The following is a 21988-nucleotide window of genomic DNA, read 5'->3' as shown; positions in this document are numbered from 1 at the left end:
ATGACGGATGGGGGTGTCTGCCGCAATTGTCGAAAAGCTCGACTGCAGGCCTGTCGGCGTTCTGAATCCCCCTCAGCCTTCACGGCAGGGAAATTGCATATGGATTTTGAGCGGCGCACGAAACGGCCTCCCTCTTCTCCCCAGCGGGGAGAAGGTGGCCCGCAGGGCCGGATGAGGGGGGCGCGAAGCGCAAAAGTTGTGCCGGGCAGCCCCCTCATCGCCTCGCATGCGCTCGGCACTTCTCCCCGAGGGGAGAAGAGGCGCCCGGCCCGGATTCTCCCCCTCACGCCTTCACGGCAACAATGAAGAGCCGGGGAAAGCGCAGGAGCCGCCGGCCGTCGGCCATCGGCGGATAGGCCCGCTCGATACGGGCGGTGTAGTCCGCAAGAAAGGCGTCGTGATGCTCCGCGCCGGCCGCGTCGAGATAGGGGCGAAGCCCGGTGCCCTTCACCCATTCGACGATCGCTTCGGCACTTTCCATCGGATGATAATAGTCCGTGTGCCACAGGTCGACGCGGCGCGCATGGGACGATAGCCGGTCGTAATAGGCGGCGGGCGGGGGTAACGCCGTGCGGCGGATGCGCCCACCGGCGAAGAGCGCGCGCCAGGGACCGGCGGCGCCCGTCGCCTCCATCGCGCGGTGGGAGGGCTCGTCGAGATTGTCCGGCATCTGCACGGCGAGCACGCCGCCCGGCGCCAGATGCGCCATCAGCCGCTCCATCAGGGCCAGATGGCCCGGCAGCCATTGCAGCACGGCATTGGCATAGAAGAGATCGACGTCGTGCGGCGGCTCCCAGGTGGAAAGATCGGCCGCGACGAAGGATGTCTCCGGCAGCCGTGCGCGGGCCTTTGTGAGCATGTCGGCATCGCTGTCGAGGCCGGTGACCGCGTCGCCGCCGAAGCGCTCGACGATGAGCGCGGTCGAGTTTCCCGGTCCGCAGCCGAGGTCGTAGGCGCGCTTCGCCTCGGCAAGCGGCACATGCGAAAGCAGGTCGCGTGCCGGCCGCGTCCGCTCGTCCTCGAACTTCAGGTACAGTTCCGCCGACCACGCCATGTCAGAGACTTTCGAGCGAGGGCAGGATGAGGTCGGGCGGAAAATCCCGGTACTCGTCGGGCATCCGGCTGCGGTTCACCCAGACGGTGCGGAAGCCGAACTTCTTGGCGCCGGCGGCATCCCAGCGGTTCGACGACTGGAAGGAGACCGCATCGGGATAGAGCCGGTAGGTGGTGGTGACGATCTCGTAGACGGCGGGCGCGGTCTTGTAGAGCCCGAGCGCATCGACGGAAAAGACGTCGTCGATCACCGTTTCGAGGGCTGCGTTCTTCACCGCCGCGGCGAGCATCAGCGGCGAGCCGTTGGAAAGGATCGCCACCTTTGCGCCGTGCGCCTTGATGTCCTTCAGCACCGCCGGCACTTCCGGATAGCAGTCGAGCGTCCAGTAGGCGGCGAGCAGGTCGGCCCGGAGCTTCCGGTCGACGCCGGGAAAGCGCTCGAAGGTGTAGTCGAGTGCCTCTTCCGTCAGGCTCCAGAAATCGCGGTAGGCGCCCATCAGCGTGCGCACCCAGGAATATTCGAGCTGCTTCGCCCGCCACATTTCGGAGAAGATCTGGTAGTCCGGCCCGGCACGCTCGGCATGGCGGCGCACCGCGGCATGCACGTCGAACAGGGTGCCGTAGGCGTCGAAGACATAGGCTGCCGTGGACATCGGTCCTCCTCCCGTGACGTTGCCGCCCGCACCGGTTTCGCCGGCGGCATGCCGCGGCGGGAATCAAGGGGCGAACGACAACCTTGCGTATGGGAAGTCTTACGTCCCGACACCGGCGTCGGCAAGGCGGCGAAAGGTGGCAGCGTCGGTTGTTTCGGCCGGCAGGTTCACGCCGTCACGTCTTCTGCGCGTGCCGCTGCCACGTCGTGGTCGATTTCGGCGAGCGCCCGCTCGACATGGCCTTCGAAGACCAGCGTCGCCTCGTCGGCGACGACGGTGATCTTCGGCGTGCCGTAGATGCGCACGTGCAGTGATTGCTGCAGCCCTTCTTCCAGCCCGCGCGACAGGAGGTCCATGTAGCGCGTGCCGTGGCCGGCGATCGCCACCGGCATGTCGCCGAAGAGGCTCAGCATGCGCGAAAGCCCCTGGCCGATCGCGAGCCCCGCCTGGCGGAAGGCATATTCCGACATGCGGTGGCCCTGGCGGGCCCGCAGCGCGATCTTGTCCATCTCGGCGAGCGGCACGAATTTCGCCGGGATGGTGTCGGGTGGCACTTCGAAGGCGGTCCTGAGGATGCCGTAGAAACCGGCCGATGCCTCGATGCAGCCGCGCGTGCCGCAGCGGCAGAGCTTGCCGTCGGCGGCGTTCAGCATGTGCCCGAAATTCGGCGCGCTCACCTCGATATCGCCCGCCGCGCCCCGCCGGGCGATGCCGAGGCCGATGGAGTGGCCGAGCGAGAGGGCGGCCAGTGAGCGGAAGGGTGTGCCGCCGTCGCGGTCGGCCCGCCGCGCGAGCGCCTGCGCCACCAGCGGCGTCTCGTTGTTGAGCCGTACCCGCATCGATGGCGGAAGGGTGAGTGCTGCGGAAAAATCGATCTCCTCGTAGCCGAAGACCGGCGACCAGAGGAGCCGCGATCCGGCGGGATCGACGAGGCCCTTGCTGCTGATCGAGATCGCGGCGATGCGCTCGGCCTCGAGGCCGGAGCGGCGCATCAGCCTGAGCACCGCCTCGCGGAAGGCTTCGACGAACTGGGCGGTCGAGGGACCCGCCTCGTCGCGCGGCTCGTCGAATCGGTCGATCAGCGTGCCGGTATAGTCGGCGAGCGAATATTGCAGCGTGTCGGAAGAAATCCGCACCGTGATCAGGTAGCGGTGGTCGCGCCGACGGGCAAAGAGCACCCGCGGCCGGCCGCGTCCGCCGGAGACGGAGTGTTCGTGCCGTTCCAGCGCGCCGGTCCGCTCGAGGTCGGCGGTGATCGCCGAGACGGTTGCCGAGGCGAGCCCGGTCGCGGCGGCGATGTCGGTGTGGGCGAGCGGGCCGTGGCGCCGGAGCGACGACAGGACGAGCACGCTGTTCTGCTGACGCACCATCTCGGTGCTCGACTTCGTCAGCATAGGGGCTTTCCGCTCATGTCGGTCGTCTGCAGCACATGCTCCTCCCAAAGCATCCGGCCGGCTTCTTGGCAAGCCCTCGCCCTTGCGGGACGGGGGCTGTTGACAGCTGGAGAATCTTCTGCCAGTTATTTTCTCGACTGTCGAGAAAAACCGGTGAGACCGGAAAGCGAGACAGTGATTTCCGCAGGGCTGAGAGGGGGGAGGGAGTTCCACCGCCGGCCTGCATCCAACAGGGAGGCTTAAATGAAGTCTATTTCGAAGCTGATGGCATGCGCTGCCGTCATCGTATCCATGCATTCCGCCGCTGCCGCCAAGGACCTGGTCGTCGGCGTTTCCTGGTCGAACTTCCAGGAAGAGCGCTGGAAGACCGACGAGGCCGCGATCAAGGCCGCGCTCGAAGCGTCCGGCGACAAGTACATTTCCGCTGACGCCCAGTCGTCCGCCGCCAAGCAGCTGACCGACATCGAAAGCCTGATCTCGCAGGGCGCCAACGCGCTGATCGTTCTCGCCCAGGATTCCGACGCCATCGGCCCGGCCATCGAAAAGGCCGTCGCGGAAGGCATTCCGGTCGTCGGCTACGACCGCCTGATCGAGAACCCGGATGCCTTCTACATCACCTTCGACAACAAGGAAGTCGGCCGCATGCAGGCCCGCGAAGTGTTCAAGGTGAAGCCGGAAGGCAACTACGTCTTCATCAAGGGCTCGTCCTCCGATCCGAACGCGGACTTCCTGTTCGCCGGCCAGATGGAAGTGCTGAAGGAAGCGATGGACGCCGGCAAGATCAAGAACGTCGGTGAAGCCTATACCGACGGCTGGAAGCCGGAAATTGCCCAGAAGAACATGGAGCAGTTCCTGACCGCCAACGACAACAAGGTCGACGCGGTCGTCGCCTCGAACGACGGCACCGCCGGCGGCGCGGTCGCTGCCCTCGATGCCCAGGGCCTCGCCGGTTCCGTTCCGGTTTCCGGCCAGGACGCCGACAAGGCGGCGCTCAACCGCATCGCGCTCGGCACCCAGACCGTTTCCGTCTGGAAGGACAGCCGCGAACTCGGCAAGCGCGCGGCTGAAATCGCCGTCGAACTCGCCGGCGGCAAGAAGATGAACGAGGTCGAAGGCGTGACCTCCTTCGACGGCGGCCCGAAGGGCGTCGCCATGCAGTCGGTCTTCCTCGCTCCGCTTCCGATCACCAAGGACAACCTGAACGTCGTCATCGACGCCGGCTGGATTTCCAAGGATGAAGCCTGCCAGGGCGTCAAGGGCGACGTCGCCGCCTGCAAGTAAGCACCCGCACGCGGTGTGATCCGAACCTTCGCAAGCGCCGCGACGCACCCCGTTGCGGCGCTTGCACAAGGTCGGTGCGAGGCGGACAATGGCGTCCGTGGTCGCTCCGTCGTCCGCTCGGGGGAGTAGGGCAGACGCGATCCGGACCGTATCATCAGACCAGCCGCGTCACGCTTCGGCCCCCGGCCGCATGGGGCGGCGGCTCTTTAAGGACAAGTGGGGAGAAGGCACGTACATGGCCGACATCACACATGCTACCCAGAGTAATCCCGCGCGAAACGCCAATGAGAGCGCGGTGAAGCGCTTCTTCCGGGCAACCGAGATCGATACCCGTCTTCTCGGAATGGTCGGCGCGCTCGTGCTCATCTGGCTCGGTTTCCAGCTCATGACCGGCGGCCTCGTCGACGGCCTGTTCCTGAAACCGCGCAACCTGTGGAACCTGACCGTGCAGACCTCCTCGGTCGCCGTCATGGCGAGTGGCATGGTGCTGATCATCGTCACCCGCAACATCGACCTTTCGGTCGGCTCCGTGCTCGGCTTCTGCGGCATGGTCATGGGGGTCATGCAGGCGAAGATCCTGCCGCAATATCTCGGCCTCGAGCATCCGGCGATCTGGATCCTGACGCTCGCCTCCGGCATGGTCGTCGGTGCCGCGATCGGCGCGCTGCACGGCGCGATCATCGCCTTTTTGAACGTGCCCGCCTTCATCGTCACGCTCGGCGGCCTGCTCGTCTGGCGCGGCGCCACCTGGTTCGTCACTTCCGGCCAGACGGTCGCGCCGATGGATGCCACCTTCCGCCTGATGGGCGGCGGCACCGAGGGCTCGATCGGTGCCACGGCGAGCTGGATCGTCGGTCTCCTCGCGTGCATCGCGATCGTCGCCGCCATCCTGAATTCCCGCAAGCAGCGCAAGCGCTTCGGCTTTCCGCTGCGTCCGGTCTGGGCCGAGTACTTCCTCTCGGTGCTCGGCTGCGTGCTGGTGCTCGGCGCCGTCGCGATCGCCAACCACTATTACTGGCCGGTCAATATCGCCCGCAAATATGCCGATGCCAACGGCATCGCCTGGCCGGAGGGCGGGCTTCTCATCTCGCACGGCATCGCCATTCCGGTGCTGATCGCTGTCATCGTCGGCATCGTCATGACCTTCATCTCGACGCGCCTGCGCTTCGGCCGCTACGTCTTCGCCATCGGCGGCAACCCGGAGGCCGCCGAACTCGCCGGCATCAAGACCCGCTGGGTGACCGTCAGGATCTTCACGCTGATGGGCATCCTCTGCGCCATCGCCGCGGCGATCTCGACGGCCCGCCTCAATGCCGCGACCAATGCGCAAGGGGAGCTCGACGAGCTCTATACCATCGCCGCGGCCGTCATCGGCGGCACCTCGCTCGCCGGCGGCGTCGGCACGATCGCCGGCGCCATGATCGGCGCCCTGGTCATGCAGTCGCTGCAATCCGGCATGGTGCTCCTCGGCATCGACAGTCCGTTCCAGCGCATCGTCGTCGGTGTGGTCCTCGTCGTCGCCGTCTGGCTCGACACCGTCTATCGCGCCCGCGCCAAGTAAGAAGGAGTACGCTCATGTCGGAACAACGCACTCCGCTGGTGGAAATGAAGAATGTTTCCATCTCGTTCGGCGGCATTCACGCGGTCGAGAACGCCTCGGTCGATCTCTATCCCGGCGAGGTCGTGGCACTGCTCGGCCATAACGGCGCCGGCAAGTCGACGCTCATCAAGATCCTCTCCGGCGCCTACCGGCGCGATGACGGCGAGATCCTGATCGACGGCGAACCGGCCGACATCAACAACCCGCGCGATGCCAAGAAATACGGCATCGAGACGATCTACCAGACGCTCGCCGTCGCCGACAATGTCGACGCCGCCGCCAACCTCTATCTCGGCCGCGAACTTCGCACCGCCTGGGGCACGCTCGACGACGTGGCGATGGAGGCGAAGGCCCGCGAGGTGATGGGGAGGCTCAACCCCAACTTCCGCCGCTTCAAGGAACCGGTGAAGGCGCTTTCGGGTGGCCAGCGGCAGTCGGTGGCGATCGCGCGCGCGATCCTTTTCGACGCCCGCATCCTGATCATGGACGAGCCGACGGCCGCCCTCGGACCGCAGGAGACCGCCCAGGTCGGCGAGCTCATCCAGCAGCTGAAGCGGGAGGGCCTCGGCATCTTCTTGATCAGCCACGACATCCACGACGTCTTCGATCTCGCCGACCGCGTCTTCGTCATGAAGAACGGCAGGGTGGTTGGGGAAGCCCGCACCGCCGACGTCACCAAGGACGAGGTGCTCGGCATGATCATCCTCGGCAAGTGCCCGCCGGCCGCAATACCCGGTCCGGGCGCCATGCAGACGACCTGACGCCCTTCGGGGCGGGGCCGAGGGGCGCCCCGCTTCGCCGCACTCCCCTTCGGGGGAGAAGCCGCAGCACCGGTCTTCCCGTCTCGGGAAGGCCGGTGTCTTCGTTTTTTGGTGGGCGTCTTGTGGAGGAGGCGCGGTCTCCATCTCGCACTTCCCTCTGTCGCTTCGCGACATCTCCCCCTCAAGGGGGAGATCGACACAGCCGCCGCTGCAAAGGAGCCGCTGCGATGGTTCTATCACAACGGACTATATTCTGCTTACAGAGGGAGGCCAGCCGCGAGGGATCGATCTCCCCCCTTGAGGGGGAGATGTCACGAAGTGACAGAGGGGGGTGTGTCGTGAAGTGACGTGTTTCGGCGGCCTGCGGCGATCCGCAGGATATGGGTGCAAACCTCGTCGAGACGACGTTCGACATCCTCGTTGGAGAGCCGCAGCACGCTCCAGTCGAGTTCGCGCAGCCGACGATCGCGTTCGGCATCCTTGCGGATCATCCGGTCCTCGGTGTGCCCGGCTCCGTCGATCTCGACGACGAGGCGGAGGGCTGGACAGGCGAAATCGGCGATATAGCCGGCGATCGGCAGCTGCCGCCGGAAGCCGAGCCCGTCCAGCCGATGTGCCCTGACGGCGTTCCAGAAACGCAGTTCCGTGTCGGTCATCTGCCGCCGCATCCGCCGGGCATTTCGCCGGTTGGAGGAGGGGACGTCGAAATGCGGCACCTTGAGCACTCCATCTGAGCGTTGAGGCAATACTCAATCATAGATTGCTTTCAGTGTGGCGACACCCCCCTCTGTCGGCTCCGCCGACATCTCCCCCTCAAGGGGGGAGATCGGTGCGTCCCTTTCAGCCGCTATGCCCGCCCTCGAGTCACGTCGCGGTTGGACCGGCCGGGCGACGTCCATTTCGGGGGAGCTTCGGTCGAGGATCTCGGTTTTCGGCTCATCGTCTGAACTCCTGCATGAGGTTCGAGAAGGGGTGCCGGTCGTGAGGCACCGATCTCCCCCCTTGAGGGGGAGATGTCACGAAGTGACAGAGGGGGGTGAGCCTCCGGACCCGGCGCTTACGGCGTATTCCCTCTGCCCCCCTCAGAACCGCGTGATCACGCTGATGCCGAGGTCGGTCGTCCGGTCCATCGCGACGAGTGCGGGTACGGCCTCTTCCAGCGAAATCTCGCGGCCGATCAACTGCCTGGGATCGAGCTTGCCGGCGGCCATCATCGAAAGCATCGCGTCGTAGCGCCAGGCCTGCATGCCGTGGCTGCCGTAGATTTCGAGTTCGTGGCCGATCACCTGCGCCATCGGGATCTCGGGCGTCGCATGATCGCCGAGCATTAGCCCGACCTGCACGTGGCGGCCGCGGCGGCGCAGGTTCTTGATCGAGTTGAAGCAGGTGACGGGCGAGCCGAGCGCATCGATCGAGGCATGCGCGCCGCCTTGCGTGATCTCGCGCACCGCGCCGGCGACATCGTCGGTCTCGCGCGCGTTGATCGCGGCGACCGCCCCGAGCTTGCGGGCGAAGGCGAGCTTCTCTTCCGAGATGTCGATCGCGATCGGATTGGCGCCCAGCGCTGCGGCGATCATGATCGCCGAGAGCCCGACGCCGCCGCAGCCGTGCACCGCCACCCATTCGCCGCCCTTTACCCGCGCCTGGTCGGCGACCGCGCGGAAGGAGGTGGCAAAGCGGCAGCCGAGGCTGGCGGCGGTGGCGAAATCCATCTCTTCCGGCAGGTGGACGAGGTTCTGGTCGGCGTAGTCGATCGCCACGTATTCGGCGAACGAGCCCCAGTGGGTGAAGCCCGGCTGGAACTGCGCCTCGCAGACCTGCTGGTTGCCGGAGCGGCACTCGCCGCAGCGGCCGCAGCCGGAGACGAAGGGCACCGTCACCCGGTCGCCGACCTTGTAGCGCATCACGGCCCGCCCGGTCGCGGCGATCACGCCGGCGAGCTCGTGGCCCGGCACGTGCGGCAGGCGGATGTCGGGATCGTGGCCCATCCAGCCGTGCCAGTCGCTGCGGCAGAGCCCGGACGCCTCCACCTTGATGACGACGCCGTTCTCCGTCGGGGTCGGGTCGGGAAGCACCCGGATCTCCGGCGTCTTCTCGAAGGCTTCGTAATACATGGCTCTCATTGGTCGTCTCCTGCGAACTTTGGCGCGCAACCTATCGCAAGAGGGGCGGGTGGTGGCATGAGTATTATTGATGTACCCATTCACCCCAATTCTGCTTTTTCCGGCTAAAGCGGAACGAGCCACAGAGATGAAACGAGGAGAAGCCGATGGCTGTCGATACTTCCGCCCGCACGCCCACATGGACCTTCGTCGACGGTGAATGGATCGCCGGCAACCCGCCGCTGATCGGGCCGGTGTCGCACGCGATGTGGCTCGGTTCGACGGTGTTCGACGGCGCGCGCTGGTTCGACGGCATCGCTCCGGACCTCGATCTCCACTGCCGGCGCGTCAACCGCTCGGCGGTCGCCATGGGCATGGCCGCGACGGTTGCGGCGGAAGAGATCGAGCGGCTGGCGCTCGAAGGGGTGAAGAAGTTCGACGGCAAGACGGCGATCTACATCAAGCCGATGTACTGGGCCGAGCACGGCCAGGCGGGCTCGGTCGTCGCCCCCGATGCTGCTTCGACGCGCTTTGCGCTCTGCCTCTTCGAGGCGCCGATGCACACCGCCAAGCCGCATTCGCTGACGCTCTCGCCCTATCGCCGGCCGACGCCGGAATGCGCGATGACCGGCGCCAAGACCGGCAGCCTCTACCCGAATTCCGGCCGCATGATCGTCGAGGCGCGCGCCCGCGGCTTCGACAACGCGCTGGTGCGCGACATGAACGGCAATGTCGCCGAGACCGCCTCCTCGAACGTCTTCATGGTGAAGGACGGCATCGTCTTCACCCCGGCCGCCAACCGCACCTTCCTCGCCGGCATCACCCGCGCGCGGGTCATCGGCCTCCTGCGCGAGGCGGGCCATGACGTGCGCGAGGCGACCCTCTCGGTCGAGGATTTCATGGGCGCCGACGAGATCTTCACCACCGGCAACTATTCCAAGGTCGCCCCGGTCAATCGCCTCGACGACCGCGAACTGCAGGAAGGGCCGGTCGCCCGCAAGGCGCTCGAACTCTACATGGACTGGGCGCGCACCACCCGCGTCGGCTGAATAGTCGATTTTCACCAGCCACGGTCCGATCTCCCCCCTTGAGGGGGAGATGCCCGGCAGGGCAGAGGGGGGTGTCCTCCGATTTCGGCGCTCGTGACATCGTCCGTCATGCCGGGCTCGACCCGGCATCCAGCCGCGCGATGTCCATCGCGCGGAGATACGTCGAAATGCGTTCTCTCGGCTCGCCGACTGGATGCCGGATCATCCTCAGGTTTAACCCGAGGATGGGCATGACGGGCGGCGATGTATGGTGCGCTCGCTCTCCCCCTTGAGGGGGAGATGTCGGCGCAGCCGACACAGAGGGAGAAGCGACCATCCTGACTTCCAGGGCCTCTCAGCCGCCTGCCGGCACTTCTCCCCGCTTGCGGGGAGAAGGGACAAGCGGCACCGCTTCGGCCGTCCCCTCTCCCCGTTTTGACGGGGAGAGGGTCAGGGTGAGGGGCAATCGTGAGGGGCGCATCATGCCAGCCGCCACCACCGCGCCGGCCCCCTGTGGCGAAGCGCCTCTTTCCAGGAATAGTAAATCTTCATATATATGAAGAAACGTTTTTCTCTGGAGATTGCTGTGGCCAATATCACCGTTCTCGGCTCCGGTTTCGGGGCGCTCACCACCATCCGCGAACTGCGCCGCCAGGGCGTCGAAGACGAGATCACGGTGATCTCGCCGCGGGACGAGCTGCACTACCTGCCGAGCTCGATCTGGCTACCGGCCGGTCTGCGCAAGGGCAGCGCGCTCAGGATCCCGCTCGGCAACTTCTTCGTCCGCCACCGGGTGCGCCACGTGAAGGCGTCGGTCACCGGCCTTGCCGGGGGCGGCCGCACGGTGCTGACCGATGCCGGCGAGTTTTCCAACGACCAACTGGTGATCGCGACCGGCGGCCGCTTCATCCGTAAGCTTCCCGGCATCGAGCACGCGCTCGTCCCCTGCGAAGGCATCGCCGTCGGTGAGGAGATCGCTCGCCGGCTGGAAGGGATGGCCGGCGGCACGGTCGCCGTCGGTTTCGCCGCCAATCCCAACGAACAGTCCGCGGTGCGCGGCGGGCCGATGTTCGAGTTCCTCTTCATCATCGATACGCTGCTGCGCCGTCAGGGCCGGCGCGACCGCTTCAAGCTCGTCTTCTTCAGCCCGGCGGCGCGGCCTGGACAACGCCTCGGCGACAAGGCGGTCGACGGGCTGCTCGCCGAGATGGCCCGCCGCGGCATCGAGACCCGGCTCGGTCACAAGATGGTGCGCCTCGAGGCCGACAAGGTGGTGACCGAGGGCGGCGAGTTTGCCGCCGACCTCATCCTCTTCATGCCGGGGCTCACCGGTCCCGCCTGGCTTTCCGAGACCGACCTGCCGCTCTCGCCGGGCGGCATGATCGAGGCCGACGAGAAATGCCGCGTGCCGGGTCGGCCGGGCGTCTGGGTGGTCGGCGACAGCGGCAGCTTCAAGGGGCCGGACTGGATGCCGAAGCAGGCACACCAGGCCGACCTGCAGGCGAAGGCCGCCGCCGCCAACATCGCCGCGGTCCTGAAGGGGCGTTCGCCGCAGACCGACTTCAAGCCGGAGCTCATCTGCATCGTCGACACGCTCGACAGCGGCATCCTCGTCTATCGCAGCAAGACCCGCGGCTTCGTCACCCCACGGCTCAAGGTCTTCCACTGGCTGAAACGCGCCTTCGAGCGGCATTATCTGAAGGCCTACCGGTAGGAGAGGGCGACGTTCGACGGTAGCTGCCCGATCTCCCCCCTTGAGGGGGAGATGTCACGAAGTGACAGAGGGGGGTGAACCCCACTCTCGGCGTTCGCAGTGACACCCCCCTCTGCCCTGCGGGCATCTCCCCCTCAAGGGGGGAGATCGACCCGTGGCCCGCGGCTCATCCCCTCTCGCAGCGTGGTGAGTGGCAAAGGTGAGGCACGCACCCCCTCAACTTCCGTCATGCCGGGCTCGACCCGGCATCCAGCCGCGCGATGTCGATCGCGCGGAGAGACTTTTTCGCCCTCGTCGAAATGCGTTCTTTCGGCTCGCCGACGCTCGCCGGCTGGATGCCGGATCATCCTCGGGTTTAACCCGAGGACGGGCATGACGGAGGCGATGTATGGGCCGCCCGATCTCCCCCTTGAGGGGGAGATGTCACGAAGTGACAGAGGGGGTGCCCCCCACTCTCGGCGCTTGCAGTGACAACCCCCCCTCTGCCCTGCGGGCATCTCCCCTCAAGGGGGGAGATCGACCAGCCGGCGCCCGACGCCGCAACACCTTCTCCGCCGAAAGCGCTGGATTTCCGCGCCGCATCTGCTTAGGGAAGGCCATGCTCGAAACCTCGCCGCCCGATATCTTCGATTGCCAGACCTGCGGGGCGTGCTGCGCCCACTCGGCCGACTGGCCGCGCTTCTCGCTGGAGAGCGACGAGGCGCTCGCGCTGATCCCGGAGAAGCTGGTCGCTGCCGACCTTTCCGGCATGCGCTTTGAGGAAGGCCGCTGCGCCGCACTCACCGGCGAGCTTGGCAAGCATGTCGGCTGCTCCGTCTACGCCGTCCGCCCGATCGTCTGCCGCGACTGCATGCCGGGCGATGCCGAGTGCCGCATGGCGCGCGCGGAGAAGGGCTTCGACCTCGCCGGCCTGCCGAATTTCGAAGCCATGGACGGCAACTGAAACTCACTTTGCCGGGATCGTCACCATTACCGTGTCGGCGCCGAGTTCGCTGCCGAGTTCGGCCGTTTCCGTCTTCTTGTCCATCACGCACAGATAGCTCACCTGGCCTTCGGCGCCTTTCGGCTTGCCGGTCAGGATCGCCACACCATAGCTTTCCGTGCCGAACGGATCGACGGCGATGGCGGGCTCTTCCAGCATGTCGGTGGCGGCGGCGAGGCATTTGGCCTCGACCTTTGCCGCGAATTCGGCCCAGGCTTCATCGGAGGAGGCAAGCGCCGGACCGGCGAGGCAGAAGCCTGCAGCGGCAAGCGTGACGGACAGGCGATCCATGGCGTCTCCTTCGGCCTTCGTTTTCCGGGGCAGGCCGATTACGTTTCGAACGCCTGCAACCTGCCGGAGCATTTTGACGGGACTGCGTTCACGCAAGGTACAAAACTTTTCTTTCCTCGCAACAGTTTGACATATGGCAGGTTGCCTCGGGGAACTTCCGCTCCTATGTTCCCGATCAATCGATTTTCCCCACTCTGTTGCCAAGAGGAGATATCACCATGGCTTTCGAATTGCCCGAACTTCCCTACGCCTACGATTCGCTCGCCCCCTACATGTCGTCGGAAACGCTCGAATATCACCACGACAAGCACCACAAGGCCTATGTCGACAACGGCAACAAGCTCGCCGCCGACGCCGGCATGGGTGATCTCTCGGTCGAGGACGTCGTCAAGAAGTCCTTCGGCACCAATCAGGGCCTCTTCAACAACGCCGCCCAGCACTACAACCACGTCCACTTCTGGAAGTGGATGAAGAAGGGCGGCGGCGGCAACAAGCTGCCGGGCAAGCTCGAGAGCGCGATCGCCTCGGACCTCGGCGGCTACGACAAGTTCAAGGCCGACTTCATCGCCGCCGGCACCACCCAGTTCGGCTCCGGCTGGGCCTGGGTCTCGGTCAAGGACGGCAAGCTCGAAATCTCCAAGACCCCGAACGGCGAAAACCCGCTGGTCCACGGCGCGACCCCGATCCTCGGCGTCGACGTGTGGGAACACTCCTACTACATCGACTACCGCAACCTGCGTCCGAAGTACCTCGAAGCCTTCGTCGACAACCTGATCAACTGGGACTACGTCCTGGAACGCTACGAAGCGGCGACGAAGTAAGCTCCGGCCCTTCGCTGGAATTTCTGGAACCCGGTGCAGCAAGGCGCCGGGTTTCTTCGTCGAGGAACCTGTCGCCAAGGTTTTCGGGGAGCCGCGGTGGACGTGCAGGGCTACCCGTCATGCCGGCCTCCGAGCCGGCATCCAGCGCGATCAAGTCCTTGATCGCAAAAGGACCATTTCACAGCGCAGACGCGTCGTTCCTGGACCCCGGCTCAAGGCCGGGGTGACGGAGGATGGGGAGCCACACTGGTCACAGTAAGCTTTGTCCGCAATCTGAACCGGTGCCGCAAGGCGCCGGGTTTCTTCTTCTCCGGACGCTTTCGCCGCTGACGCGCGACCTTCCGCCGCGACGTCGCTCCTTGCCGGCGGAGCCGGTTGGTGGAACAATCACCATCGACTGGACGTTTCGCAATCCCTTGAAGACAAAGAGGAGCGACCATGGCCGACAATCCTATCCAGGAACAGATGCGTGAACTTCAGGCGCAGGTCCGCGATCTGCGCGAGACGCTCGGGATCCAGGGCGAGCGCGCCGCAGGACAGCTGCGCGGCCGCGCGACGGCGGCCCTCGAAGGGGCGAGCCGAACCGCTGGCGATGCGGCGCAATATGCCCGCAACGAAGCGGCGAGCGTCGCCGGCGTGGTGCGCGAGCATCCGGCGGCCACTTCGACGGCACTGCTGATGGCCGGCCTCATCGGCGGGCTGGTGGGCTATTTCGTCGCCACCTCGTCTGAAGCGCACCAGCGCTCGCACTATCGCTGGTACTGAAGAGACCGCCGGGGAGACCAGAGGGCAGGGCGATCTTTCGCCCGCCCGTCTTCGTGTGCCCGCCCCTTGCCCCTGCCTCTTGTCATCGCGCCGTCACATCCGCATCCTAAGAGCGCCCGTCCGCCAAACCCGATCACAGGCGCCTCGTGACCTCTTCCGCTCCCCGTCTTCGCTTCGGCATCATCGCCGACCCGCAATATGCCGCCGCCGAGCCCGACCTCCGGCTCGACCGCTATTTCACCAAAAGCCTGGACAAGCTCGCCGAGGCGGTCCGCCGGTTCAACGCCGAGGAGCTCGACTTCGTGCTGACGCTCGGTGACGTGATCGACCGCGGCTTCGAGAACTTCGACGCCGTGCTTTCCGTCTATGCGGGGCTGCGCCACCAATGCCTGTTCCTGCCCGGCAACCATGATTTCAAGGTCGAGGCGGCGCGGCTCGGCGAGGTACATGGAAGGCTCGGCATGGCCGCGCCCTATTACGACCTCGTGCGCAACGGCTGCCGTATCGTCGTCATCGAGGGGAGCGACATCTCGCTCTTCGCGCCGCCGCCCGGCGATCCCCGCCGCGCCACCGCCGAAGAGATGCTTGCAGTGCTTCGCCGTGCGGGAGCCGCAAATGCCCAGACCTGGAACGGTGGCGTCGGCGAAGCCCAGCTCGCCTGGCTTTCCGGGCGGCTGGCGCTCGCGGAAGAAGCCGGCGAGACGGTGATCGCCATGGGGCACTATCCGCTCTTCCCGCACAACGAGCACAATCTCTGGAACGCCGAGGCGGTGGCGGGCCTGCTCGTCCGCTCGCCGGCCGTCGCCGCCTATTTCTGCGGCCACAATCACGCCGGCAATTACGGCGAACTCGGCGGCACCCATTTCGTCAATTTCCGTGGCATGGTCGATACCGAGCGGGAGAATGCCTTCGCCCTCGTCGAGGTCTTCGACGACCGCATCGACATCACCGGTTTCGGCCGAGAGCCGAGCCGGAGCCTGAAGCTTCCCGTCGCCGCCCGGCCCGGCTGGCCCTAACCGTTGACGGCCGCATCCTCGGCCCGCCAGCCATTGACCCAGAGCGCCCGCAGCCGGTCCCCTTCGCCCTTGAAGAAGCCGTCGGCCTCGGCACAATGCTCGATCCGGTCGGCGCGGAAATTGCGCAGCGCCTGCCGCAGCTCGCACCACGCGACGATGGTCGCCGTCTGCGAATAGTAGATGAGCGCGATCGGCCGGATGGTGCGCTCGCTCGCCCGTCCGAGCTCGTCGCGATAGTCGATCTCGAGCTTGCGCTCGTCGCGGATCGCCCGGCGCAAGACCGCCAGGTCGACGCCGGCAGGCGAGGGGCGGGCGCCCCCAGGCGTAGAGTGCTTTCGTCTCCAGCGTGCGGCGGAGCGGCGGCGGCACCGCGCCGGCAATCTTCTGGTTCACCCGTTTCGCCGCCTGTTTCAGCCCCTCGTCGCCGGTGCGTTCGAGCAGCGCGAGCGCCAGCACGATTGCCTCGGTCTCCTCGATGGTGAACATCAGCGGCGGGAGGTCGAAGCCGGGTCTGAGGATATAGCCGAGCCCGCGTTCGCCCTCGATCGGCACCCGCATCGCCTGAAGCGCGGCGATGTCGCGGTAGATCGATCGCTCCGTCACTTCGAGCGCCTCGGCGATGGTGCGCGCCGTCACCGCCTTCCGCGCCGCGCGCAGGATCTGGATGATCTCGAAGAGCCGCGAGGCCTTGCGCATTTTTTTGATCCTTGTCCTGAGGGTCTCCTGACAGAACGTTGTCAGTTGCTCCTCGCTAGATTGCCGGTCAACAGGCTGATTTTCCGTCCGAAACAACGATGCAGCCGATCGCCTCTCGCAAGGATACTGACATGACTTACACGGAAAATCTCTGGCTTTTCTTCCTCCTGATCCTCGGAATCATCATCGTGCCGGGCATGGACATGATCTATGTGCTCGCCAGTTCGCTCTCGGGTGGCCGCCGGCAGGGGCTGACGGCGACCGGCGGCATGATGACGGGCGGTGCGGTGCACACGCTCTACGGCACGCTCGGCACGGGTTTCCTCGTCGCCTTCGCGCCGCGCTTCTTCCTGCCGCTGCTCGTGCTCGGAGCGGCCTATATGATCTGGGTCGGGTTCTCGCTCGTCCGCAGCTCGATCACCGTCTCCTCGGTCGAGGGAGCCGGGCGACGGAACGGCTGGACGACCTTCCGCCAGGCGGTAACGACCTGCCTCCTGAACCCGAAGGCCTACGTCTTCGTGCTCGCCGTCTATCCGCAATTCCTGAAACCCGTCTACGGGCCGATCTGGCTGCAGGGTCTGGTCTTCGGCGTGATGACCCTCCTGATCCAGGGTCTCGTCTACGGCGCCGTGGCGCTTGCCGGTGACCGCGCCCGCAGCTTGCTGACGAACAGCCCGGCAATCACCGTCTGGATCGGCCGCGGCGCCGGCGCGCTCCTCATCACCGCCGCCGCCGTCACGCTCTGGGAGAGCCTCCGGTGAGGCGGAGATGACCGGCCGGGGTTGTTGGAGCGAGCGATGTCCGTTCCTCTTCTCCCCATCGGGGAGAAGGTGGCGCGTAGCGCCGGATGAGGGGGTGAACGTCGGGGACAAGCGGCTCCCCCTCATCGCCTCGCATGCGCTCGGCACTTCTCCCCGCTGGGGAGAAGAGGGTTTTCCCGTCCGATGGCGGGAGCTTCGGCAACTGTATCGTGAACGGACACCAGAGGAGCCGGTGACCTTAACTCCCTTTGCGATCAAGGATTTGCCGCCCGCACCGGGCATCACCGGATTGTGACTTCATTCCGCCGCGAACATCCGGCAATCATCGGGCGTTGGTATCAACGCCGGCGCGGCCGGTCATTGAACGGGAGAATTTTCTATGAAGCTGAGATTTGTCGTGGCTGCGGCCGTTACCGCCGCTCTGGGAATGGGCACGGCTTTCGCCGCCGGAGAACCTCAGGTCGTGCGTCAGGAAATGATGGAAAAGGTCGGTGACGCGATGGGCGCCATCGGCGCCATCGTCAAGGGCAAGAAGCCCTTCGATGCGGCGGTGGTGAAGTCCTCGCTGACCACCATGAAGGAAGTCGCCTCAACCTTCCCGGAACATTTTCCCGCCGGCTCCGAGACGGGCTTCAAGTCCGAAGCAAGCCCGAAGATCTGGGAAAACACGGATGACTTCAAGGCCAAGGCCGCCAATCTCATCAAGGTCGCCGATGCGCAGCTCGCCGCCCTTCCGACCGATCAGGCGAGCACCGGCGCCACCATGAAAGCGCTCGGCGAGGCCTGCAGCTCCTGTCACGAGACGTACCGGCTGAAGAAGTAATCGCCCGGGCGAAACGCGACGAAACGGGTTCCGGCCGAAGGCGGCCGGGGCCTCTTTCGGCATATCGCATTCCCTGCGTGCTTTCGGAGGTGTCATGGCACGGAAAACCCTGAAGGCGCTCGGCGCCCTGGTCGTCCTCGCGGTTGCCGGCGGCGCCGGCTTTCTCTACGTCACCGCGCCGGCCCCGCAAGACCCGTCCGTCTGGGCGGATCTCGGCGCGCCCGACCTCGAAAACGGCCGGCGCATCTTCTTTGCCGGCGGCTGCACGAGCTGTCATGCGGCAAAGGGCGCGACCGGCGACGATCGCCTCGTTCTTGCCGGCGGGGCGCCGCTTCAAAGTCCCTTCGGGACCTTCTACGCGCCGAACATTTCGAGCGATGCCAGGGCCGGTATCGGCGGCTGGACGCTCGCCGAATTCGGCAATGCGATGACCCGCGGCGTCGGCCGCGAGGGCGAACATCTCTATCCGGCCTTTCCCTACGGCTCCTATGTGCGGATGGCGCCGAAGGACGTCAACGACCTCTTCGGCTTCCTGAAGACCTTGCCGGCGAGCGACAAGACGGCGCCGGAACACGCGCTCTCCTTCCCCTTCGACCAGCGCCTGCTGCTCGGCGGCTGGAAGTTCCTCTATTTCTCGACCGGCCCACGGGTCGAACTCGCCGGTGCTTCCGATGTGGTGAAGCGCGGCCAGTACCTCGTCGAGGGGCCGGGTCATTGTGGCGAATGCCACACGCCACGCAACGGCTTCGGTGGCTTCAAGTCCGGGCTGTGGCTTGCCGGCGGGCCGAACCCGGAAGGCAAGGGCACCATCCCGAACATCACCCCCGGCTCGAAGACCATGGGCTCCTGGACCGAAGACGATATCGCCACCTATCTCGAAACCGGCTTCACCCCAGATTTCGACACGGTCGGCGGTGCGATGGTCGAGGTGCAGAAGAACATGGCCGAACTGCCGGCCGAAGACCGCGCGGCGATCGCCGCCTACCTGAAGGCCGTCCCCGCGGTGGAATAGGAGAGGTAGCAGGTAGTGCTTGCAAATTATGCTAGCATACCCCATATTAGGGCATGAACGGTCGGCATCGAAAGACATTGCTGGCGATTTTTGGAGAGCCGGTGTCCGGCTCCATCGTATGGTCTGATGTCGAAAGTCTGCTGATCGCGATCGGTTGCACCGTGGTGGAAGGAAACGGCTCGCGCGTACGTTTCGAAAAGGACGGGCTGCTGGCCATCTTCCATCGGCCGCACCCGGAGAAGGAAGCCAAGCGTTATCAGGTCCGCGATGCGCGACGCTTTCTGGAAATGCTGGGAATTGTGCCATGAACACCATGACTTACAACGGTTTTTCGGCCCGCGTCGAATTCGATGGCGAGGACGATATTTTCGTCGGTCGCTTGGCCGGAATCGATGATGTGGTCGGCTTTCACGCCGATACGGTGGAGGGGCTGAAGGCCGCCTTCCACGAGAGTGTCGATGACTATCTGGAAACTTGCCGCAAGCTCGGACGGGCGCCGATGAAGGCGTATTCCGGCAAGATGATGTTCCGCGTCGCGCCCGAACTGCATGCGCGCGCCGCAAGGGCCGCCGAGCTTTCCGGCAAGAGCCTGAACCAGTGGGCGGAGGACGTTTTCTCTGAGGCCGTCGGCGGCAAGAGCTGACCACCGGCCAGGCGTGCAGCCGCGGAATGACCGGTGGCCGGATCATTCCGCAGCCCGCATGAAGGCCGTGCGGCACCGTCCGGTGCCGCTGTCACAGCCGGATGTCCCAGAGCGTGAACGTCGCCTTGCCGCGTGGGTCGTATACTTCCGGCAGGCCGACGTCACGGCGCAGGCGGTTCGAGAAGTGCGAGACCTGCCCCTCGGTCCGCCGGCGGCGGCGGGCTGCCGCGACCAGCGCCAGCGTGCTCTTCCAGAAACCGAATTTCCGGCAGAGCTCGTCCGCGACCACGGGCAGGGTTTCAACAACCATTACGTGTTCTTTGTGCATGATCTTCCGTCCCGGCGCGCGCATGCGGCCAGGTCCTTTCGAAGTTGCGATGGATGGACCGGCACGGACACGAATGCGCGCAAGGCACAGCCGGATCAGTCGGTCATGTTAAAGTCGGTTATGGAATGCCTGAGCGGCGGAAATCCGGGCTTTAGAAGCCGAATACAGAGGTTCGGCGTCGCGCAGGCATATAGATGCCAAACGTTGCGAAAGCCGTTCCGCCGAAGAGGCGTGCGGATGTGGTGGTGAGTATCATGTCACGCCTCCTGTGCTGCGAGTTGCGGATGAGCGTAAGCTACACGAGATTCGGCGTTCTTCAAGTCTGCAATCGCGAATTGCAGATTTTGCCACAATTCTGTTGCCGATGCGCAACATGGCGGTGTCGAGGCTCCAGCGCCGCACAAGCCGGTTGCCGTTACTCTCCCGAGACTCGGAACACGCGAAGGGGGAGCGGCACATGAGCCTGCAGAGGCGACGAATGGAGCAGGCGCTTGGCCGATTGCTCGACCGCTATCCCGATCCCATGCTGCATCGCTGGGTGATGGAAACCGTCGGCGCTCTCCAGGCGCGGCTGAAGACGATCATCGATCCCGCCGAGCGCGACCAGGCCCAGCGGGCCGCCCTCATCCTCATCAAGACGACGCTGCAGAACTGGTCGGAAAAACCGCCGGTGCGCCATTGACGGCGGCGGCCGGACAGTTGATATTCGTCATGATGGTTCCTTCGAGGCCGCGCTGCCTCGGGGAATAATAGGGAATACGATAGGGGAGACCCCAGAGGGACCCGATTCGTGGCTGCCCCGCAACTGTGAGCGGAGAACGTCCGGCGCCAAGGCCACTGGAGATATCCGGGAAGGCCGTCCGGACGTGATGACCCGCGAGCCAGGAGACCTGCCATCGCACTGAACCGCCTGCCGGACGGGGTTGTTCCGGGCAGCCGTCGATGCGCTTCCTCCTTGGGGAATTGTTGTCAGACTGGTCCTGTCCTTCGCCTCCGTCCAGGGCGACGAGTTTTCATTGCTCCTCGGAGGGACAACCATGACTGCAAATACTGCCGCTTCCACCCTTTCCACTTCCGGCTTCAAGGCCGGCGCGCTGCTGCCCTCGATGATGAGTGTCCTTTTCGGCCTCTTCATGATCGGTTTCGTCGGCTTCTCGCAGCTCGACGTTGTCCACAACGCCGCCCACGACACGCGCCACGCCAACGCCTTCCCCTGCCACTGACGGGCGGCCGGAATGCATCTCTTCAGATCGCTGGTCTTCGTCTCGGCACTGGTCGGGCTGATTGTCGGCGCGGTCATCAGCATCGTGCAATATGTCGGCACCGAGCCGCTGATCTTCGCCGCGGAGGTCTACGAGACCGCCGCACCGGCGCCTGCCGGCCATGACCATGGCACGGCGGCCGGCATGGAAACCGCGGCTTCCCCGGCATCCGGCGAGCACGAACATGCGGCGGACGCCTGGGCGCCGGCCGACGGCTTCGAACGTCACCTCGCGACGCTCGTCGCCAACGTGCTTACCGCCACCGGCTTCGCGCTGGTGCTGAACGGGCTGATGCAGGCGACGCGCCAGCCGACGGGCTGGCGGACCGGGCTCGCCTGGGGGCTCTGCGGTTTTGCGGCCGTCATGCTCGCGCCGACGCTCGGGCTCCATCCGGAGCTGCCGGGAACGCCGGCGGCGCCGCTCGCCGAGCGGCAGGTCTGGTGGATCGGAACGTCGGTGGCGACCGCGGGCGGTATCGCGCTCCTCTACTTCAAGCGCACGCCCTGGGCGGCGGCCGTGGCACTGGTGCTGATCGCTCTCCCGCACGTCGTCGGCGCTCCGCTCGCGCCGGAAGGCGAGGCGGCACTCGCCCCGGAGGCGCTGTCGCGTCGCTTCGTGGTCATCGCCACCCTGACGAGCCTCGTCTTCTGGGCCCTGCTCGGCAGCCTTTCGGGCTATTTCCGCCAGCGCATGGAAGCCTGAGGCCGCCATGGCCGGTGCTTCCAGCTACGACTGGCGCATCGATCTCGATGCGCTGGTCTTTTTCCATCCCGCCTCCGGCAGCCGCTGCTTCGTCCACCGGCTCGCCTTTCGCGCCCTGACGCGGAACGCCTCGCCGACGGCGCAGGATTGCATGAGATGGTTTGCCACCCATCGCGCGGCCTTCGAGGCGGCGGCGGACGAGAAGGCCGGATGCGGTCCGGTTCCCGGCAATGCCTTCAACCTGAACAGCCGCGAGATTCGCCGGGCGTTGCGGATGCTGCGGACGCGTTGACGGGCGCG

General features: G+C 65.8%; 25 protein-coding genes, 1 pseudogene and 1 riboswitch. Of the genes and pseudogenes, 18 read left to right on the top strand and 8 right to left on the bottom strand.

Features of this window, described 5'->3' with window-relative positions:
* Positions 1 to 283: 283 nt before the first annotated feature.
* The 3 genes from tam to H4I97_RS11900 all read right to left on the bottom strand — a co-directional run bounded on the left by tam (position 284) and on the right by H4I97_RS11900 (position 3100).
* Complete coding sequence (gene tam / locus H4I97_RS11910; RefSeq protein ID WP_182304866.1) at positions 284 to 1054, bottom strand: trans-aconitate 2-methyltransferase; 771 nt, start codon at positions 1052 to 1054, stop codon at positions 284 to 286.
* A 1-nt stretch (position 1055) separates the two neighbouring features.
* Positions 1056 to 1706 carry a haloacid dehalogenase type II gene (locus tag H4I97_RS11905; protein WP_182304865.1) on the bottom strand — a complete coding sequence of 217 codons (651 nt, stop codon included), beginning with the start codon at positions 1704 to 1706 and terminating at the stop codon, positions 1056 to 1058.
* Positions 1707 to 1873: 167 nt separating this feature from the next.
* Complete coding sequence (locus H4I97_RS11900; protein ID WP_182304864.1) at positions 1874 to 3100, bottom strand: ROK family transcriptional regulator; 1227 nt, start codon at positions 3098 to 3100, stop codon at positions 1874 to 1876.
* Positions 3101 to 3343: 243 nt separating this feature from the next.
* Between H4I97_RS11900 and xylF the strand changes: the two genes are divergently transcribed.
* The 3 genes from xylF to H4I97_RS11885 all read left to right on the top strand — a co-directional run bounded on the left by xylF (position 3344) and on the right by H4I97_RS11885 (position 6742).
* Positions 3344 to 4381: a D-xylose ABC transporter substrate-binding protein gene (gene xylF / locus H4I97_RS11895; protein WP_182304863.1), complete on the top strand. Its 1038-nt coding sequence runs from the start codon at positions 3344 to 3346 to the stop codon at positions 4379 to 4381.
* A gap of 235 nt (positions 4382 to 4616) precedes the next feature.
* Positions 4617 to 5942, top strand: a complete 1326-nt coding sequence (locus tag H4I97_RS11890) for a sugar ABC transporter permease (protein ID WP_182304862.1) — start codon at positions 4617 to 4619, stop codon at positions 5940 to 5942.
* 14 nt (positions 5943 to 5956) lie between these two features.
* A complete protein-coding gene (locus tag H4I97_RS11885; RefSeq protein WP_182304861.1) occupies positions 5957 to 6742 on the top strand; it encodes an ATP-binding cassette domain-containing protein in 786 nt (261 codons plus the stop codon).
* A gap of 311 nt (positions 6743 to 7053) precedes the next feature.
* On the opposite strand, the gene H4I97_RS11880 is transcribed toward H4I97_RS11885, so the two are convergent.
* Positions 7054 to 7398, bottom strand: coding sequence for an endonuclease domain-containing protein (locus H4I97_RS11880; protein ID WP_244658634.1), 345 nt, complete (start codon positions 7396 to 7398; stop codon positions 7054 to 7056).
* A 426-nt stretch (positions 7399 to 7824) separates the two neighbouring features.
* Positions 7825 to 8865, bottom strand: a complete 1041-nt coding sequence (locus H4I97_RS11875; protein ID WP_182304859.1) for a zinc-dependent alcohol dehydrogenase family protein — start codon at positions 8863 to 8865, stop codon at positions 7825 to 7827.
* Between the two features lie 146 nt (positions 8866 to 9011).
* Between H4I97_RS11875 and H4I97_RS11870 the strand changes: the two genes are divergently transcribed.
* The 3 genes from H4I97_RS11870 to H4I97_RS11860 all read left to right on the top strand — a co-directional run bounded on the left by H4I97_RS11870 (position 9012) and on the right by H4I97_RS11860 (position 12529).
* Positions 9012 to 9893 carry a branched-chain amino acid aminotransferase gene (locus tag H4I97_RS11870; RefSeq protein WP_182304858.1) on the top strand — a complete coding sequence of 294 codons (882 nt, stop codon included), beginning with the start codon at positions 9012 to 9014 and terminating at the stop codon, positions 9891 to 9893.
* A 565-nt stretch (positions 9894 to 10458) separates the two neighbouring features.
* Positions 10459 to 11586 (top strand): NAD(P)/FAD-dependent oxidoreductase, encoded by a 1128-nt coding sequence (locus H4I97_RS11865; RefSeq protein ID WP_182304857.1) that lies wholly within the window; start codon positions 10459 to 10461, stop codon positions 11584 to 11586.
* A gap of 598 nt (positions 11587 to 12184) precedes the next feature.
* A complete protein-coding gene (locus H4I97_RS11860) occupies positions 12185 to 12529 on the top strand; it encodes a YkgJ family cysteine cluster protein (RefSeq protein WP_182304856.1) in 345 nt (114 codons plus the stop codon).
* 3 nt (positions 12530 to 12532) lie between these two features.
* Here the strand turns inward: H4I97_RS11860 and H4I97_RS11855 are convergent, their stop codons facing one another.
* On the bottom strand, positions 12533 to 12859 hold the full coding sequence (locus H4I97_RS11855) for a hypothetical protein (RefSeq protein ID WP_182304855.1): 327 nt from the start codon (positions 12857 to 12859) through the stop codon (positions 12533 to 12535).
* 218 nt (positions 12860 to 13077) lie between these two features.
* Here H4I97_RS11855 and H4I97_RS11850 point away from each other — a divergent pair, with 218 nt between their 5' ends.
* The 3 genes from H4I97_RS11850 to H4I97_RS11840 all read left to right on the top strand — a co-directional run bounded on the left by H4I97_RS11850 (position 13078) and on the right by H4I97_RS11840 (position 15461).
* Positions 13078 to 13680 carry a superoxide dismutase gene (locus tag H4I97_RS11850; protein ID WP_182304854.1) on the top strand — a complete coding sequence of 201 codons (603 nt, stop codon included), beginning with the start codon at positions 13078 to 13080 and terminating at the stop codon, positions 13678 to 13680.
* A gap of 438 nt (positions 13681 to 14118) precedes the next feature.
* A complete protein-coding gene (locus H4I97_RS11845; RefSeq protein WP_182304853.1) occupies positions 14119 to 14445 on the top strand; it encodes a hypothetical protein in 327 nt (108 codons plus the stop codon).
* 146 nt (positions 14446 to 14591) lie between these two features.
* Entirely contained in the window at positions 14592 to 15461 is an 870-nt protein-coding gene (locus tag H4I97_RS11840) for a metallophosphoesterase (RefSeq protein ID WP_182304852.1), read from the top strand.
* Here the strand turns inward: H4I97_RS11840 and H4I97_RS11835 are convergent.
* Positions 15458 to 16157 (bottom strand): annotated as a pseudogene (locus tag H4I97_RS11835) (helix-turn-helix transcriptional regulator). The gene H4I97_RS11840 and the pseudogene H4I97_RS11835 sit on opposite strands and share 4 nt — an antisense overlap.
* Before the next feature lie 131 nt (positions 16158 to 16288).
* Here H4I97_RS11835 and H4I97_RS11830 point away from each other — a divergent pair.
* From H4I97_RS11830 to H4I97_RS11810, 5 genes are all read left to right on the top strand, one after another.
* Complete coding sequence (locus H4I97_RS11830; RefSeq protein WP_182304851.1) at positions 16289 to 16918, top strand: LysE family translocator; 630 nt, start codon at positions 16289 to 16291, stop codon at positions 16916 to 16918.
* Between the two features lie 379 nt (positions 16919 to 17297).
* Positions 17298 to 17741 carry a c-type cytochrome gene (locus tag H4I97_RS11825; protein ID WP_182304850.1) on the top strand — a complete coding sequence of 148 codons (444 nt, stop codon included), beginning with the start codon at positions 17298 to 17300 and terminating at the stop codon, positions 17739 to 17741.
* A gap of 94 nt (positions 17742 to 17835) precedes the next feature.
* Positions 17836 to 18753: a c-type cytochrome gene (locus H4I97_RS11820; RefSeq protein ID WP_182304849.1), complete on the top strand. Its 918-nt coding sequence runs from the start codon at positions 17836 to 17838 to the stop codon at positions 18751 to 18753.
* A gap of 101 nt (positions 18754 to 18854) precedes the next feature.
* Positions 18855 to 19061: a type II toxin-antitoxin system HicA family toxin gene (locus H4I97_RS11815; protein ID WP_244658633.1), complete on the top strand. Its 207-nt coding sequence runs from the start codon at positions 18855 to 18857 to the stop codon at positions 19059 to 19061.
* A complete protein-coding gene (locus H4I97_RS11810; protein WP_182304847.1) occupies positions 19058 to 19396 on the top strand; it encodes a type II toxin-antitoxin system HicB family antitoxin in 339 nt (112 codons plus the stop codon). The genes H4I97_RS11815 and H4I97_RS11810 overlap by 4 nt, the downstream gene beginning before the upstream one ends.
* Before the next feature lie 91 nt (positions 19397 to 19487).
* Here the strand turns inward: H4I97_RS11810 and H4I97_RS11805 are convergent, their stop codons facing one another.
* Positions 19488 to 19706, bottom strand: coding sequence for a DUF1127 domain-containing protein (locus H4I97_RS11805; RefSeq protein WP_244658632.1), 219 nt, complete (start codon positions 19704 to 19706; stop codon positions 19488 to 19490).
* Positions 19707 to 20181: 475 nt separating this feature from the next.
* On the opposite strand from H4I97_RS11805, the gene H4I97_RS11800 reads away from it, so the two are divergent.
* The 4 genes from H4I97_RS11800 (at position 20182) to H4I97_RS11785 (ending at position 21980) form a co-directional block, all read left to right on the top strand.
* A complete protein-coding gene (locus H4I97_RS11800; RefSeq protein ID WP_182304845.1) occupies positions 20182 to 20406 on the top strand; it encodes a hypothetical protein in 225 nt (74 codons plus the stop codon).
* Positions 20407 to 20422: 16 nt separating this feature from the next.
* Positions 20423 to 20636: riboswitch (cobalamin riboswitch) on the top strand.
* A 125-nt stretch (positions 20637 to 20761) separates the two neighbouring features.
* A complete protein-coding gene (locus H4I97_RS11795) occupies positions 20762 to 20947 on the top strand; it encodes a CbtB domain-containing protein (RefSeq protein WP_182304844.1) in 186 nt (61 codons plus the stop codon).
* A 12-nt stretch (positions 20948 to 20959) separates the two neighbouring features.
* The gene (locus H4I97_RS11790) at positions 20960 to 21688 is read left to right on the top strand and encodes a CbtA family protein (RefSeq protein ID WP_182304843.1); all 729 of its coding nucleotides are present in this window, start codon (positions 20960 to 20962) and stop codon (positions 21686 to 21688) included.
* Positions 21689 to 21695: 7 nt separating this feature from the next.
* Positions 21696 to 21980 (top strand): hypothetical protein, encoded by a 285-nt coding sequence (locus H4I97_RS11785; RefSeq protein WP_182304842.1) that lies wholly within the window; start codon positions 21696 to 21698, stop codon positions 21978 to 21980.
* Positions 21981 to 21988: the final 8 nt, after the last annotated feature.

Origin of the sequence: Ciceribacter thiooxidans (assembly GCF_014126615.1) — a bacterium.
Classification (GTDB): domain Bacteria; phylum Pseudomonadota; class Alphaproteobacteria; order Rhizobiales; family Rhizobiaceae; genus Allorhizobium; species Allorhizobium thiooxidans.
Note: the sequence above shows the minus strand (reverse complement) of the source record. Positions and strands in the feature narration are given on the sequence as shown.

Coding starts and splice junctions, on each gene's coding strand:
- H4I97_RS11850 (WP_182304854.1), top strand. CDS start 13,078: ATGGCTTTCGAATTGCCCGAACTTCCCTACGCCTACGATTCGCTCGCC.
- H4I97_RS11830 (WP_182304851.1), top strand. CDS start 16,289: ATGACTTACACGGAAAATCTCTGGCTTTTCTTCCTCCTGATCCTCGGA.
- H4I97_RS11790 (WP_182304843.1), top strand. CDS start 20,960: ATGCATCTCTTCAGATCGCTGGTCTTCGTCTCGGCACTGGTCGGGCTG.
- H4I97_RS11860 (WP_182304856.1), top strand. CDS start 12,185: ATGCTCGAAACCTCGCCGCCCGATATCTTCGATTGCCAGACCTGCGGG.
- H4I97_RS11810 (WP_182304847.1), top strand. CDS start 19,058: ATGAACACCATGACTTACAACGGTTTTTCGGCCCGCGTCGAATTCGAT.
- H4I97_RS11885 (WP_182304861.1), top strand. CDS start 5,957: ATGTCGGAACAACGCACTCCGCTGGTGGAAATGAAGAATGTTTCCATC.
- H4I97_RS11870 (WP_182304858.1), top strand. CDS start 9,012: ATGGCTGTCGATACTTCCGCCCGCACGCCCACATGGACCTTCGTCGAC.
- H4I97_RS11805 (WP_244658632.1), bottom strand. CDS start 19,706: ATGGTTGTTGAAACCCTGCCCGTGGTCGCGGACGAGCTCTGCCGGAAA.
- H4I97_RS11825 (WP_182304850.1), top strand. CDS start 17,298: ATGAAGCTGAGATTTGTCGTGGCTGCGGCCGTTACCGCCGCTCTGGGA.
- H4I97_RS11855 (WP_182304855.1), bottom strand. CDS start 12,859: ATGGATCGCCTGTCCGTCACGCTTGCCGCTGCAGGCTTCTGCCTCGCC.
- H4I97_RS11880 (WP_244658634.1), bottom strand. CDS start 7,398: ATGACCGACACGGAACTGCGTTTCTGGAACGCCGTCAGGGCACATCGG.
- H4I97_RS11890 (WP_182304862.1), top strand. CDS start 4,617: ATGGCCGACATCACACATGCTACCCAGAGTAATCCCGCGCGAAACGCC.
- H4I97_RS11800 (WP_182304845.1), top strand. CDS start 20,182: ATGAGCCTGCAGAGGCGACGAATGGAGCAGGCGCTTGGCCGATTGCTC.
- H4I97_RS11900 (WP_182304864.1), bottom strand. CDS start 3,100: ATGCTGACGAAGTCGAGCACCGAGATGGTGCGTCAGCAGAACAGCGTG.
- H4I97_RS11795 (WP_182304844.1), top strand. CDS start 20,762: ATGACTGCAAATACTGCCGCTTCCACCCTTTCCACTTCCGGCTTCAAG.
- xylF (WP_182304863.1), top strand. CDS start 3,344: ATGAAGTCTATTTCGAAGCTGATGGCATGCGCTGCCGTCATCGTATCC.
- H4I97_RS11785 (WP_182304842.1), top strand. CDS start 21,696: ATGGCCGGTGCTTCCAGCTACGACTGGCGCATCGATCTCGATGCGCTG.
- tam (WP_182304866.1), bottom strand. CDS start 1,054: ATGGCGTGGTCGGCGGAACTGTACCTGAAGTTCGAGGACGAGCGGACG.
- H4I97_RS11845 (WP_182304853.1), top strand. CDS start 14,119: ATGGCCGACAATCCTATCCAGGAACAGATGCGTGAACTTCAGGCGCAG.
- H4I97_RS11875 (WP_182304859.1), bottom strand. CDS start 8,865: ATGAGAGCCATGTATTACGAAGCCTTCGAGAAGACGCCGGAGATCCGG.
- H4I97_RS11820 (WP_182304849.1), top strand. CDS start 17,836: ATGGCACGGAAAACCCTGAAGGCGCTCGGCGCCCTGGTCGTCCTCGCG.
- H4I97_RS11905 (WP_182304865.1), bottom strand. CDS start 1,706: ATGTCCACGGCAGCCTATGTCTTCGACGCCTACGGCACCCTGTTCGAC.